The sequence below is a fragment of the Buchnera aphidicola (Aphis craccivora) genome (assembly GCF_005082145.1).
Lineage (GTDB): Bacteria > Pseudomonadota > Gammaproteobacteria > Enterobacterales > Enterobacteriaceae > Buchnera > Buchnera aphidicola_U.
Genome location: NZ_CP034897.1, coordinates 303,164 through 317,888, shown reverse-complemented (window position 1 = coordinate 317,888; position 14,725 = coordinate 303,164). Strand labels below are relative to the sequence as shown.

Genomic DNA, 14,725 nt, shown 5'->3' with positions numbered 1-14,725 from the left:
AAATGTTATATTTATACTAAATATGTTAATATTTAATAAAAGGAACAATATGAAACAAATTATTTATATTGCCAACTCAACAGGTCAAAATATAGAAGCGTGGAATTTATATCAAGATGGAAATATGAAATTAATTCACAAAGTTATTACTCATAGTCAAGTACAACCAATAAATTATATAAAAAATAAAAGCTTACTATATGCAGGTGTTCGACCTGATAATCGTATATTTGTTTATAGTATAAAAGAAAATGGTCATTTAGAAAAAAAAGGTGAAAGTCGTATTCCAGGAAGCCCTAATTATATTTCTTTTAGTTCAGATAAAAAATTTTTATTTTGTAGTTCATACCATGATAATTCAATAAGTGTTATACCATTAAATGAAAATGGTATTCCTAAAGAACCAATTCAAATTATTTATAATATTAACGGTTGTCATGCAGCATTATTTAATGCTAAATATAATATATTATTTGTAACTTCATTAAAAGAAGATTGTATCTATTTATACCACTTAACAAAACATGGTATATTAAAAAATACAGAACAAAAACTTATTCAAACTAAATTTAGTGCAGGTCCCCGTCATATCAGGTTTCATCCTAATGAGGATTTTGTTTATACTATAAATGAATTAAATGGTACTATAGATGTCTGGGAAATATATATACAAAAAAATATACAAAAAGTAAAAAATATACAAAACATTTCAATAGTAGAAAATTATATTGCTTCTAATAAATATTGGTCTGCTGATATTCATATAACATCGTGCGGTAATTTTTTATATGCTTCTGATAGAATATTAAATAGTATTTCACTTTTTTATATTAATAAAAATAATGGTAAACTTTCTTTTATAAAAATATATCCTACAGAAATACAACCTAGAACATTTTGTATTGATATTAATAATAAATATGTAATAGTTGCAGGTCAAAAATCTAATAAATTTACTGTATATAGTATTCACGAAAAAACAGGATATTTAAAAAAATTAAATACATATTCTACAGGGGAAGAGCCACTATGGACGCTTGCTTGTACAATTTAAAAGTTTTTAAATAAATAAAGTATTTTCATTTAAAGATTTTGCAATAACGTTAACAAGTTTTTTTAAATTATTTATACTTATAACATAAGGTGGTACAATATAAATTAATTTTTTAAAAGGCCTTATCCAAACACCATTATTTACAAAAAATTTTTGTATTAATTCTAAATTAACCTGTTGTTTACATTCAACTACGCCTATAGCACCTAAAATTCGAACATCAAGCACTCTTGGATGGTTTATTAAAGGCAATAAACTTTTACACAGCTCTTTTTCAATGTTAAAAACTTGTGTTTTCCATTCATTTTTTTCTAATATTTTTATATTAGCATAAGCTACAGAACATGCTAATGGATTTCCCATATATGTTGGACCATGCATAAAACAACGAATATTACTGTTACTAATGGTATTAGCAATATTTCGTGAAGTTAAAGTTGCAGCCAATGTTATTGTACCCCCAGTCATAGATTTACCTAGACATAATATGTCAGGAACAACATTAGCATGTTGAAAAGCAAAAAATTTTCCAGTTCTTCCAAATCCTGTAGCAATTTCATCAAAAACTAATGGAATTGAGTAATATTTGCATAATTCTTCAACTTTTTTTAAAAACATAGGATGATAAAACTTCATACCTCCTATACCTTGTACTATCGGTTCTAATATTACACCGGCTATATTTAATTTATTTTTTTCTATTATTTTTTGAAATGATATAATATCATTAGAATTCCATTCCTCATGAAAATTAGAACAAGGAGCATTCGCAAATAAATTTTTTGGTAAAAACTGGTTATATATTTTATGTATAGAATTATCAGGATCAGAAACAGACATAGCCCCAAAAGTATCACCATGATAAGAGTTTCTAATAGTTAATATTTTTGTTCTATTTTGTCCTAAAGATTCCCAATATTGTATTAACATTTTTATTGCTACTTCAATCGATATTGATCCAGAATCTGAAAGAAAAATACAATCTAATTTTTCTGGAGTTAATTTAATTAATTTTCTACACAATAAAATTGCTGAAGGATGTGTTATTCCTCCAAACATCACATGAGATATTTTTTTAATTTGTTTTCTTAAAGATTTATTTAGTATAGGATGATTATATCCGTGTATAGTAGACCACCATGAAGACATTCCATCTATTATATTTTTTCCGTTTTTTAATTTTAAATATACTCCTTTAGCTGATATAACAGAATAACAAGGAAGTGGGTTTATCATAGAAGAATATGGATGCCAAATGTGTTTATAATCAAATAATATATCAGATTTATTCATTAAAATTTATATATAAAAATATTAAATATCTTATTATAAGCATTTAATTAAATAAAATCATATTTTTTTGGAGATTATATGAAACAAAAATGGACTCTAAAAGATACACGACTATTATTTAAAAAACCTTTTTTTGATCTCATTTTTGAAGCTCAAAAAAAACACCGTGAAAATTTCAATCCAAATGAAATACAAATTAGTACATTATTATCTATTAAAACTGGTGCATGCCCTGAAGATTGTAAATATTGCCCACAAAGTGCTAGATACAAAACAGGATTAAAAAAAGAACCATTGTTAAAATTAAAACAAATTTTACAGTCTGCAAAACACGCTAAAGCTTCAGGTTCTACTCGTTTTTGTATGGGTGCAGCATGGAAAAATCCTAATGAAAAAGATATTCCATATTTAGAGGAAATTATTAAAGAAGTCAAAAAAATGGGCATGGAAACTTGCATGACTTTAGGAACCATTAATAATATTCAAGCAGAAAAATTATCAAAAGCAGGCTTAGATTATTATAATCATAATTTAGATACATCTGCTAATTTTTATAAAAAAATTATCACTACAAGAACATATGAAGAACGTTTAAAAACTTTAAAAGTAGTTCGTGATGCTGGAATGAAAGTTTGTTCTGGAGGAATTATTGGTCTTGGAGAACAAAAACAAGATAGAATGGAATTACTAATGCAATTATCTAATCTTCCTATACAACCTGAAAGTGTTCCAATAAATATGTTAGTAAAAATACCAGGAACTCCGATGGAAAATAACTTAGATGTAGAACCATTTGATTTTATTAGAGTAATAGCAGCCACTCGTATAATGCTACCAAAATCTTATATTCGATTATCAGCTGGTCGAAAAGAAATGAATGAACAAACACAAGCTATGTGTTTTATGGCCGGAGCAAATTCTATTTTCTATGGATGCAAGCTATTAACTTCCAATAATCCAAAGGAAGAAAGTGATTTAAAACTTTTTAAAAAATTAAATTTATTTCCTGAGTATAAAAAACACGATTCCATAAAAGAAAATAATTTTAACTTAACTAATTCAAAGTTAAGCAAAGAAAAATATTATAATGCTGCAATTTAAATATAAAAAAGTTTTTTAATATTTTAAATAAAATAACTGTTTATTAAGTAACCAACCATTATATTCTTGTATTGATCTAATTATCATATACATAGAATAAACTGGTTTGAGTTACCTTTTTTAAAATTTATAAAATTAATTATTTTAAAATAAACATATTATTTCTTAATCAATATAAAAAAATCATTATGATAAAAAAATTTTTTATTACTGGTACTGATACAAATATAGGAAAAACTACTGTAAGTAGTATTTTATTAAAAAAAGCCAGAAATTATGGTTATAAAACGGCAGGTTATAAACCAATATCTTCTGGAGCGATAAAACATAAAAACGTAGTTTCTAACATTATGCAAAATAAATATCAATTTATTAACGAAGATGCTTATATTTTAAAAAAAAATAGTTCTATTTCATTAACTTATAAAGAAGTTAATCCAATTTCATTTATTGAAAACGCTCCACCTAATATATTAAGTCTCATGAGTAAAATAAAAATAGATAAGAAGCATTTATCTTTAGGTTTAAAAAAAATTGCTATAAAATCTAATTGGATCTTGATTGAAGGTGCAGGTGGATGGCATACACCTATATCAAATAAATACACTTTTTCAGATTGGGTAAAAGAAGAGAAGTTAAAAGTTATTTTAATTGTAGGAATAAAATTAGGATGTATTAACCATGCTATTTTGACTGAAAAGTCTATTCTTTCAGATAATTTGATATGTTCAGGGTGGATTGCTAACAATATTTATCCAAATGATAAATACACTTCGTGTTATATCCAAACTTTGTTAAATTATATTAAATCGCCGTTATTAGGAATAGTTCCTTATTTAAAAAATATAAATAAAATAAACATTAATGAAATTAAAATTAAATTACCTAAATAAAAATATTTTTAGCAAAATTAATATTATTTTTAACAAAGATGGATAAATTTATAAAATTTAAATATATACAGGATATTTAGAGCATAGTTTTAAAACTTTATTTTTTATATTTAAAATATTTTTTGTATTTTGAATATCATTTAAAATACTTATAATCCAAAATGCAACTTGGGAAACTTCTAATTCTTTAAAACCTCTCCTTGTAACTGCAGGCGTTCCAATACGTATTCCTGAAGTAATAAAAGGACTTCTAATATCATCAGGAATAGTATTTTTATTTACAGTAATATTAGCTTTTCCTAAAGCAATATCAGCATCTTTACCTGTAATTTTTTTATTTGTTAGATTTATTAAAAATAAATGATTAAAAGTATTTCCTGAAATAATTTCAAATTTTTCTTTTATAAATATTTGAACCATAGTTTTAGCATTTTTTAATATTTGTTTTTGATATTCTTTAAAATCCGGTTCTAAAGCTTCTTTAAAAGCAATTGCTTTCCCTGCGATTACATGCATAAGTGGGCCGCCTTGTCCGCCTGGAAAAACAGATAAATCTAATTTATTATAAAACGTATTATCTCCGTTTTTAGCAAGAATAAGACCTCCTCGAGGTCCTGCTAATGTTTTATGTGTAGTACTAGTTACCACATGCGCGTGTTCTATTGGATTTGGATAAAGTTGTGTAGCAACTAATCCGGCAACATGGGATATATCAACAATCAAATACGCATTTACTTCATCAGCAATATCACGCATTTTACACCAGTCACAAATACCAGAATACGCAGAAAATCCGCCAATTATCATTTTAGGTCGATATTTTTTTGCTAGTTGATGTATTTCTTTATAATTAATATTTCCGTATTGATCTACTCCGTACGTAACTACTTTATATAATTTACCTGAAAAATTCACAGATGCGCCATGTGTTAGATGCCCTCCATGAGATAATTTAAGCCCTAAAATTATATCCCCAGGTTTTAAAAGAGCAGTATAAACTGCAAAATTAGCTTGAGATCCTGAATGAGGCTGAACGTTCGCATAATCAGCATTAAATAATTTTTTTGCACGATCAATAGCTAATTGTTCTATAACATCTACATGTTCACAGCCACCATAATATCGTTTTCCTGGGTAGCCTTCTGCATATTTATTAGTTAATTGAGAACCCTGAGCATGCATTACGTAAGTGCTAGCATAATTTTCCGATGCAATTAACTCTATATGATTCTCTTGTCTTTCTTTTTCTTTACACATTGATATCCATAGTTCTGGGTCATATTTTTCAAATTCTATCTGTTTATTAAACATTTTTTTCCTAAAATAAAAATTAAATAAATTTTAAAAATAATTAATTATTATCTTTAAAAAAGTTATCTTCTAAAAATATTATTAATTTTTAGCATTAATTCACTTTTAAATAAATAAAATTCTTTTTTTGTTTCTAATTCTTTTATTAAATAGCATTTTTTTTTGATTTCATTTGCACCTATTAAAATAGCAATACGAGATAATGATTCAACAGCATGTTTAATTTTTTTTGAAAGACTTAAATTTGAAAAACTTACAAATGTTTTTAATTCAGGATACCTATCTCTTATTTCTTCTGATAAATTGATAGCATGAATTTTGTTTTCTTCTCCTATAAAAATAATATAAATATTAATTCTTGCTATTTTTATAGAAAAGATATTTAATGATTTTATTAATAAAATTAAACGTTCAATTCCTATAGCAAATCCAATTGCTGAGGTTTTTATTCCGCCTAATTCTTCAACTAAAGAATTATATCTACCTCCAGCACAAATAGTATTTTGTGATCCTAATCTGTCAGTTTTCCACTCAAATACAGTGTCATTATAATAATCTAAACCGCGTATTAAATTAGGATTGTATTTGTATTTAATGCCATATAAATTAATCATATGACATAAATTATTAAATTGATTTAACGATTTTTTGTTAATATAATTGCTTAATAATGGAGCTTTATTTAATATATGTTGTATATTTAAATTTTTAGAATCTAAAATTCGAAATGGATTAGAATATAAACGTTGTTTCGATTCTTCATCTAAAAAAGATTTATTCTTTTCAAGAAATAAAACCAATTCTTTTTGATATTTGATACGATCTAATTGAGAGCCAATTGAGTTTACTTCTAAAATCAAATGAAAATTAATACCAAGAATTTTCCATAAACGATTTGTTAATAAAATTATTTCTAAATCAATGTCTGTTGTATTTAATCCAAAAACTTCTGCACCTAATTGATAAAATTGACGATATCGTCCTTTTTGAGGACGTTCGTATCTAAACATAGGCCCTAAATACCAAAATTTTAATTTTTTTTTACATAATAAATTATTTTGTATAATGGCTCGGACACAACCTACAGTTCCTTCAGGTCGTAAAGTTAAATTATTTCCTTTTTTATCATGAAATGAATACATTTCTTTTTCTATAATATCTGTAACATCACCAATAGCTCTCTGAAAAATCTCTGTTCTTTCTAATATAGGAAGCCTGATTTCTTCATAAGAATAACTATTTAAGACCTGTTTAAAAACTTTTTCTAATTTATGCCAAATATCTAAATCTTCAGAAAAATAATCATGCATTCCTCTAATTGAATTAATTTTTTTATTCACTATAATCTCTTGTTATGAATATGTTAATAAATCATTAATAATTAAATATCATTTTCATTTACAGTCCGAATTTTTTTTAATTCATCTGATTTTTTTCGAATATGCATTTCTAATTCTTCAATTATATTTTTATTGTTTAGTTTATTTTTCTGACGTATGCCATCTTGATATAATCCGCTTGTTTTATATCCTCCAGTAACACCTAAATGAGCCATTTGAGCTTCTCCTATTCCATTTACAACACATCCAATAATAGAAACATTCATAGAAGTTTCGATATCTTCTAATTTTTTTTCTAATTCTTCCACTACTTTAATAACATTAAATTCTTGACGAGAACAAGTAGGACATGCAATAAAATTAATTCCTCGGAATCTAATTCCTAAGACTTTTAAAATATCATAACCTACCTTTACTTCTTCAGTGGGATCAGCAGCTAAAGAAATTCTTAAAGTATCACCAATGCCATCTGAAAGCAACGAAGCAATCCCAATAGATGATTTAACTGTTCCATTACGCAAACTTCCTGATTCTGTTATTCCAATATGTATTGGTTGTGTAATTTTTTTTGCTAATATTTTATTAGCTTTAACTGCAGAAAAAACATCAGATGCCTTTACACTAACTTTAAATTGATTAAAATTTAAACTATCCAAATATTCTACATTTCTTATAGCAGATTCTACTAAAGCTTCTGGAATCGGAGATTTATACTTTTTAAGTATATCATTTTCTAATGAACCAGAATTTATACCTATTCTAATTGGAATATTATTGTGCTTAGCGCAGCTAACTATTTCATTAATTTTTCTTTTTTTTCCAATATTTCCAGGATTAATTCTTAAACAATCAGCACCATATTCTATAGATTTTATAGCTAGTCTATAATCAAAATGTATATCAGCTATTAATGGAACGTTTACTTTATTTTTAATAATTTTAAATGCTTCTGCTGCTTCTGTCGTAGGAATAGAAATTCTTACAATATCCACCCCAACTTTTTTTAATTGATTAATTTGATTAATTGTATTTATAATATCTGTAGTTCTTGTATTTGTCATAGATTGTACAGAAATAGGTGCATTATTTCCAATGGGAATATTTCCTACATAAATACGATCAGATTTTCTTCTATTAATAGTTTTATATTTATTCATTTTATTATATATGTTTTGTTAAAATTAAAAGAAATATCTAATTTTAAATGTTTAATTATATTTAAGTTAGAGTAACTATATTAATATATAATATTGTTTGAAATTTATAAATGATTTTTACTACGATTAATTATATTTCCCGTTAATTGACCACAAGCAGCATTAATATCTTCTCCTCTATTTTTTCGGATTGTTGTACTAAATCCTTTTTTTCTTAAAATATTTGCAAAAATATTAATTCTATTTATAGTGCTAGATGTAAAACTTGAATTTTTAAAAGAATTCCAAGGAATGAGATTTATTTTACTAGGTATTTTTTTTAAAATATAAGCTAATTCTTCAGCATTTTTAATAGAATCGTTAATATTTTTAAGCATTACATATTCTATAGTAACTCCATTTCGATTTGCATTAGAATTTTTTAAATATCGAGATACCGAGTTTAAAAGAAGTTCAATATTATATTTTTTATTAATAGGCATGATTAAATTTCTAATATCATTATTTGAAGCATGTAAAGAAATGGCTAAATTAACATCAACTTTTTGACTTAACTTATCTATTGCAGGTATAATTCCTGAAGTTGATAAAGTAATTCGACGTTTAGATAAACCAAAACCATTTTTATTTAAAATAATTTTTAACGCTGCAATAACATTATTTAAATTTAATAGCGGTTCTCCCATCCCCATAAATACTATATTAGTTAATTTTTTATCTTTTAATTTTTTTTTAGCTTGCAAAATTTGAGAAATAATTTCAGATGTTGTTAAATTTCTATTAAATCCTTGTTTTCCTGTTGCACAAAAATCACATTTTAAAGCACAACCAATTTGTGATGAAATGCATAGAGTAGAACGTTTTTTTTCTGGTATATAAACTGTTTCTATTTTTTGTTCATTTAAAGATGTAATCCATTTTTTTGTACCATCAGAAGATACTTTTTCTTCTGAAAAATTTGATATTTTTATATAAGCAATTTGGTTTAATTTTTTTCTAATATTTTTACTAATATTTAACATCTTATTAAAATCATAGCAATTATGGTTGTAAATCCATTTCATAATTTGATCAGCAGCAAAATTTTTCGCCCCAATTGATGTAAGAAACAATTGCATCTTTTTAGGGTCTAAATTTAGTAAATTTACTTTAGAATGAAAAACATTTAAATTGATATTTGTATCCATTTAAGAAACCTTAATTAAAAATAAATTTAATTAATATTTAATTTTAAATAACATAAATTAATTTAGAAGATTAAGAATATTAAATATATTTAAATTATGATATTATTAATTTGATATAAAATATATTTTTATAAAATAAATTATTTTTAAATTAGGAGAATTTAATGCATCCCATGTTAAATATTGCAATTCGTGCAATTCGAAAAGGAGGGGATATCATTATACAAAATTACGATACTCAAAAATTTATTAAAGAAAATTTTGAAAAAAAACAATATTTTATTAAAAAAGTAATGTATAAAACATATCAAGTAATTAGTGAAATTATTTATAAGTATTATCCAAGTCATATTATTATCAAAAAAAATACTAACTATATAGTAAATGATAAAAAAATTTTATGGGTTGTAAACGAATTAGATGGTAAAAAAAACTTTATTAAAAGTTTTCCACATTTTTGTATATCAATAGCAGTAATAATAAAAAAAAACACAGAAATATCAGTAATATATGATCCTATAAAAAATGATTTATTTACCTCTGTTAGAGGTCAAGGATCACAATTAAATGGTTATCGTACTCGATGCACTAATATAAATACTTTAACTGATATTACAATATCAACAAATTTATCTTTCCAAGCAAGACAATCTCAATATTATTTTGAGATATATAAAAAATTAATTCTATCTGGTATTTCATTTAGATATACTGGTTCAACTTTGCTTGATTTAGCATATGTATCTTCTGGAAAAATAGATTGTTTAATTATTAATTATAATTTATCAAATTCTACTAATTTTATTGCGGGTCAATTACAAGCACGAGAATCTGGATGCTTAACAAGTAATTTTCAAGAAAAAAACATTGATCTTATTTTAAATTTAACTAGTAATCCTAAATTTATTAAATTGATTACTGAAAAAATACGTCAATGTACAGATTGAAAATTTAGTTATGTTTTATTAGAAATAATCCATTTATTTTTAATAAAAAACGCTGACCAACCTGTAAATTTATTTTCTTTTTTAGAAGCTACGTATTGTCTTTTATTTAATTTATCAAAACAAACTATAGCTTTATTTCCTTCTTCATCTATTTTTGGAGCATCCGCTAAATAATGTAATCTCTCAGGTAACAAATGTTTAAACTGAAATAATTCTTCTACATAAGGAGATCTAGTTTCCTTTGATCTAGGAAAAGTGTGAGCGGCAAAAAAAATACCAGATATTCCTTCTCTTAAAACAAACCATGCGTCAGATTTAGTACATAATATATTTGGAAATGGAATAGGTGCTAATTTAGGTTTTGATATTTCACCATTAGGAAGAATTTTTCTTGTATTTTTACATGTTTTATTCACACACATGAAAAATTTACCAAACTTTCCTATTTTTAATAACATATTATTTTGACACTTTTCACAATATAGTTTTTTAGATGAATTAAAAAAACTTTCAAATTTACCTTTTTCGATATAATAAATTGTACATATAGGGCTATTACAACAAATATAAATTTTTAAATTTTCATTAATTAAATAGTCATCCATTATTAAATTACATTTTTCGCATTTTCTTTTTGGTTCTTTTTTAAAACAATCGTTTTTTTTAGCTAAATTAAAATCATTTAATGAAATTAAATTTATAGTATGTTTACAACGTTCTTCAGATTTTAAATTATATCCTGAACAACTTAAAAATACACCTGTAATAGCAGTTTTAATGCCCATTTTTTTGTTACAATTATCACAATTAATATTTGTGAGAATAGTAATATTATTTGCCATTCCACCATTTTCTGGAGGTTTTTTAGCTTGTTCAAATTGTTTTAAAAAATTTTTGAAAAACATATCAAGTACTTTTTTCCAAGAAATTTTATTATCAGAAATTTGATCAAGTTTTTGTTCCATGCGAGCAGTAAAATCGTAATCAACTAAATCAGTAAAACATTTTTTTAGTTGAGTAATAAGAATTGCACCTATTTTAGTAGCATAAAACTTGTTTTTTTCAACTTTTAAATATCCTTTATCTTTTATTCTTGTAATTATATTTGCGTAAGTAGAAGGTCTTCCAATGCCCTTTTTTTCTAGTTCTCGAACTAATGATGCTTCATTAAATCTAGGAGATGGTTTAGTAAACATTTGAATTGGTAAAAATTTTTCTATAAATAAATTATCGCCTATCTTACAATCTAAAAGTCGATTTTGAATTGACTTTTGCGTTTTTAATATTTTTGTCCAACCTTCAAAAAGCATCATATTTCCAGAAGTTTTTAGTTTAAATTTATCTACTATTACTTTTATTATAATAGATTTATATTTTTCTGGTTTCATTTGACAAGCTACAAATTGATTCCAAATTAATTTATATAATTTAATACTATCAGAATTCATTTTGTTTTGATTAATATCAGTTATTTCTATATCTGTGGGACGTATTGCTTCGTGTGCTTCTTGAGAATTTTTTTTATTTAAATATATATTAGGTGTTTCAGGTAGAAAATTAATACCATAATAATTTTTTATATAACTTCTTACTTTTTTAATTGCATAATCGCTTAAGAAAAAAGAATCAGTTCTCATATAAGTTATATACCCTTCTTCATATAACTTTTGTGCTAAAAACATAGTTTTTTTTACACTAAATCCTAAATGAAGACTAGATGCTTGTTGTAGTGTAGATGTTATGAAAGGAGCGGGTGGTTTTCTATATAAAATTTTCTCTTTACGATCAGTAACAAAAAAAGATTGATTTTTAAGTTTTTCAATAATTAAATTCACTTCTTTTTCATCATGTAAAGTAAGTATTTTATTTTTATAATGCGTAACTTCCATAAGAATATTTTTTTTTTCAAACGAAATAAAACTAACATTCAGTTTCCAATATTCTTTTGATATGAAATTTTTTATTTCATCTTCTCGTTCTGTAATAATTCTTACAGCTACTGATTGTACTCGACCTGCAGATAAACCTCTACAAATTTTTTTCCATAATAAAGGAGAAATCATATATCCTACGATTCGATCCATGAATCTACGAGCTTGCTGTGCATAAACTCGATTCATATTAATTTGACCGGTATTTTGAAAAGCTTTTTCAATTGAATGTTTGGTTATTTCATTAAAAACTACACGAATAAATTTAGAGGAATCTCCACCTATTACTTCTTTTAAATGCCAAGCTATTGCTTCTCCTTCTCTATCTAAATCTGTAGCAAGATATATGTGATCTACTTTATTCGCAATATTTTTTAATTCATTAATAATTTTTTCTTTACCAGGTAAAATATGATATTCAACATTCCAATTTTCATATGGATTAATTCCCATTTGTTGAATTAAAAGTTTTTTTTCATGATGTTCAAAAAAAGAATTTTTAGTTTTTTTTATTTTTTTAGGTTGATTTTTTAACAAGTCTCGAACATGACCAATACTAGATTTAACTATATATTTATCACCTAAATATTGATTTATAGTTTTTGCTTTAACTGGTGACTCAACTATAACTAGAGATTTGTACATTAATTTAATCCAATGAATAATGTAAATATTATATAATCATTATAGTTAAAATTTATATTTTATAATTTATTTAAAACGTTTGAAATATAAAAAATAAAAATATAAATTTTTATGTTTTAAAAATTATTTTATTTACAAAGATTTAATATTATTTTATAAATACTTTTTATATCAACTAATAAGTTTAATGAAATAATTTGAATTTATTTTTTAATCAAATTACATAAACTATTTAATAGTTTAAAATTTAATTTTTTGCACTGTCCTTCTTTTAAATTTTTTGGTAAAAAAATATTTCCATATCGGACTCTAATTAATTTGCTTACTTGACATTGAACTGCATTAAAAATTAATCTAATTTCACGATTCTTACCTTCACATAAAACACCTTTAAACCATTTATTTTTATTTTTATTATTTGAAATTAACTCAATACTTTTAAATGCAAAATAATTATTTTGAACTTTAACTCCTTTTTTCAAAACATCTATTGTATTTTTATTTATCTTCCCAAAGACACGTATGAAATATTCACGTTCAATTTGATTTTTTGGATGCATAAGCTGGTTAGCTAGTTTTCCATTATTTGTAAATAGCAGTAATCCTTTAGTATTGATATCTAAGCGCCCAATACAAACCCATCTACTTAATTTTAAAATAGGTAATTTATTAAATACAGTCAATCGTTTTTTCGGATCATTTCTAGTACATATTTCGCCTATAGGTTTATTATAAATAATTACTTTCAATTTTTTATTTTGTTCAAAAATTATTTTTTCTTTATTCATAAAAACTTCTTCAACATTTTTTTGATCTAAATATTGACCAATAATTGCTTTTTTTCCATTTACAAATACGTTTCCTTTTTTAATTGTTGATTCTATATAGCGACGAGAACCATATCCTAAATTAGAAAGCATTTTTTGTATTTTTTCTGCCATGGGAACGCCTTTTAATATTTTTAAAAAAATTTATTGGAAGTAACGTTAATAAAATCCCTATAAAAAGCGGAAAAATACAGAATAATTCATATAAAAAAAATGTTTTTTTATAAAAATAAATTTCTAAAATATAAGAAATTAAAGGAAAAATTAAAAAAACAGTAGAAGCACAAAATGGACTAACTTTTTTTTGTAAATAAAAATAAGATAAAATACCGAAAACGCCAGAAAAATCTCCAAGATAAAAAATAGCTAAAATTGATTTATTAGAAAATAAATTAATATTAGGGTTTTCTAAAAACCAAGAGATAGTGGATAAAAATATTCCAGATATTAAAGATGGTAATGCATTAAATGTAATAACGGAAACATTAGTACATTTTCTTTGACATTCTATATAAATTAAAGCATGACTAAATAATGCTAAAATTAATGCTAAAATACCTTTCCATTGAAAAAAGCATGCTGACTTTAAATCAATAAATAAAATAATAAATAATGTAATTAAAGAAATAATTATGCCAATTTTTTTAATTAAATCTATTTTTTTTTTAAAAAAAAAGAAGAAAGCATTAATATAACAACTGGCATATTTGCAAAAATAACTGAAGCAACAGAAGAAGTTACATATTTTCCTCCATATAACATAAGCGTAAAAGGTATTAAAAAATAAAATAAAGAAATAATAATTTGAAAACCTCTTTGACCATATGGAAATAAAAGAGGTGCTTTTGTAATATAAGAAAATAGAATTAGTAAAGGAGAGGCAACTAAAAATCGTATTCCGGTAGCAAATAATGGAGGAATTGTTTCTACAGCGACTTTCATAGCTATCCAAGTAGTTCCCCAAGTAATAGATACTACAGAAAATAATAATATTATTATTATTTTATTCATTTTAAATTTCCAATAATAAAATTATTAT

The 14,725-nt window shown here is 24.2% G+C and carries 11 protein-coding genes and 1 pseudogene; 4 read left to right on the top strand and 8 right to left on the bottom strand.

Annotated features, from left to right (window positions below; genetic code table 11):
* Positions 1-49 precede the first annotated feature (49 nt).
* Positions 50-1,054 (top strand): 6-phosphogluconolactonase, encoded by a 1,005-nt coding sequence (pgl, locus tag D9V60_RS01475; protein WP_158360588.1) that lies wholly within the window; start codon positions 50-52, stop codon positions 1,052-1,054.
* A gap of 6 nt (positions 1,055-1,060) precedes the next feature.
* Here pgl and bioA read toward each other — a convergent pair whose 3' ends face one another.
* Entirely contained in the window at positions 1,061-2,347 is a 1,287-nt protein-coding gene (gene bioA / locus D9V60_RS01470) for an adenosylmethionine--8-amino-7-oxononanoate transaminase (RefSeq protein ID WP_158360587.1), read from the bottom strand.
* A 78-nt stretch (positions 2,348-2,425) separates the two neighbouring features.
* Here bioA and bioB point away from each other — a divergent pair, with 78 nt between their 5' ends.
* The gene (gene bioB / locus D9V60_RS01465) at positions 2,426-3,448 is read left to right on the top strand and encodes a biotin synthase BioB (RefSeq protein WP_158360586.1); all 1,023 of its coding nucleotides are present in this window, start codon (positions 2,426-2,428) and stop codon (positions 3,446-3,448) included.
* A gap of 188 nt (positions 3,449-3,636) precedes the next feature.
* Positions 3,637-4,341, top strand: a complete 705-nt coding sequence (bioD, locus tag D9V60_RS01460; protein WP_158360585.1) for a dethiobiotin synthase — start codon at positions 3,637-3,639, stop codon at positions 4,339-4,341.
* Positions 4,342-4,398: 57 nt separating this feature from the next.
* Here bioD and glyA read toward each other — a convergent pair whose 3' ends face one another.
* From glyA to rlmN, 4 genes are all read right to left on the bottom strand, one after another.
* Positions 4,399-5,652, bottom strand: coding sequence for a serine hydroxymethyltransferase (gene glyA / locus D9V60_RS01455; protein ID WP_158360584.1), 1,254 nt, complete (start codon positions 5,650-5,652; stop codon positions 4,399-4,401).
* A 62-nt stretch (positions 5,653-5,714) separates the two neighbouring features.
* On the bottom strand, positions 5,715-6,992 hold the full coding sequence (gene hisS / locus D9V60_RS01450) for a histidine--tRNA ligase (protein WP_158360583.1): 1,278 nt from the start codon (positions 6,990-6,992) through the stop codon (positions 5,715-5,717).
* A gap of 41 nt (positions 6,993-7,033) precedes the next feature.
* Positions 7,034-8,149, bottom strand: a complete 1,116-nt coding sequence (ispG, locus tag D9V60_RS01445; protein WP_158360582.1) for a flavodoxin-dependent (E)-4-hydroxy-3-methylbut-2-enyl-diphosphate synthase — start codon at positions 8,147-8,149, stop codon at positions 7,034-7,036.
* A gap of 104 nt (positions 8,150-8,253) precedes the next feature.
* Positions 8,254-9,336: a 23S rRNA (adenine(2503)-C(2))-methyltransferase RlmN gene (rlmN, locus tag D9V60_RS01440; RefSeq protein WP_158360581.1), complete on the bottom strand. Its 1,083-nt coding sequence runs from the start codon at positions 9,334-9,336 to the stop codon at positions 8,254-8,256.
* 164 nt (positions 9,337-9,500) lie between these two features.
* On the opposite strand from rlmN, the gene D9V60_RS01435 reads away from it, so the two are divergent.
* The gene (locus D9V60_RS01435; RefSeq protein WP_158360580.1) at positions 9,501-10,283 is read left to right on the top strand and encodes an inositol monophosphatase family protein; all 783 of its coding nucleotides are present in this window, start codon (positions 9,501-9,503) and stop codon (positions 10,281-10,283) included.
* 8 nt (positions 10,284-10,291) lie between these two features.
* On the opposite strand, the gene topA is transcribed toward D9V60_RS01435, so the two are convergent.
* The 3 genes and pseudogenes from topA to D9V60_RS01420 form a co-directional block, all read right to left on the bottom strand.
* A complete protein-coding gene (gene topA / locus D9V60_RS01430; RefSeq protein ID WP_158360579.1) occupies positions 10,292-12,859 on the bottom strand; it encodes a type I DNA topoisomerase in 2,568 nt (855 codons plus the stop codon).
* Positions 12,860-13,062: 203 nt separating this feature from the next.
* Complete coding sequence (locus tag D9V60_RS01425; protein WP_158360578.1) at positions 13,063-13,800, bottom strand: pseudouridine synthase; 738 nt, start codon at positions 13,798-13,800, stop codon at positions 13,063-13,065.
* Positions 13,769-14,697: pseudogene (locus D9V60_RS01420) on the bottom strand (DMT family transporter). Before D9V60_RS01420 ends, D9V60_RS01425 begins: the two are co-directional and overlap by 32 nt.
* Positions 14,698-14,725 lie beyond the last annotated feature (28 nt).

Excerpts from the sequence above, each read along its gene's own strand:
- pgl (WP_158360588.1), top strand. The coding sequence starts at position 50 with ATGAAACAAATTATTTATATTGCCAACTCAACAGGTCAAAATATAGAA.
- bioA (WP_158360587.1), bottom strand. The coding sequence starts at position 2,347 with ATGAATAAATCTGATATATTATTTGATTATAAACACATTTGGCATCCA.
- bioB (WP_158360586.1), top strand. The coding sequence starts at position 2,426 with ATGAAACAAAAATGGACTCTAAAAGATACACGACTATTATTTAAAAAA.
- bioD (WP_158360585.1), top strand. The coding sequence starts at position 3,637 with ATGATAAAAAAATTTTTTATTACTGGTACTGATACAAATATAGGAAAA.
- glyA (WP_158360584.1), bottom strand. The coding sequence starts at position 5,652 with ATGTTTAATAAACAGATAGAATTTGAAAAATATGACCCAGAACTATGG.
- ispG (WP_158360582.1), bottom strand. The coding sequence starts at position 8,149 with ATGAATAAATATAAAACTATTAATAGAAGAAAATCTGATCGTATTTAT.
- rlmN (WP_158360581.1), bottom strand. The coding sequence starts at position 9,336 with ATGGATACAAATATCAATTTAAATGTTTTTCATTCTAAAGTAAATTTA.
- D9V60_RS01435 (WP_158360580.1), top strand. The coding sequence starts at position 9,501 with ATGCATCCCATGTTAAATATTGCAATTCGTGCAATTCGAAAAGGAGGG.
- topA (WP_158360579.1), bottom strand. The coding sequence starts at position 12,859 with ATGTACAAATCTCTAGTTATAGTTGAGTCACCAGTTAAAGCAAAAACT.
- D9V60_RS01425 (WP_158360578.1), bottom strand. The coding sequence starts at position 13,800 with ATGGCAGAAAAAATACAAAAAATGCTTTCTAATTTAGGATATGGTTCT.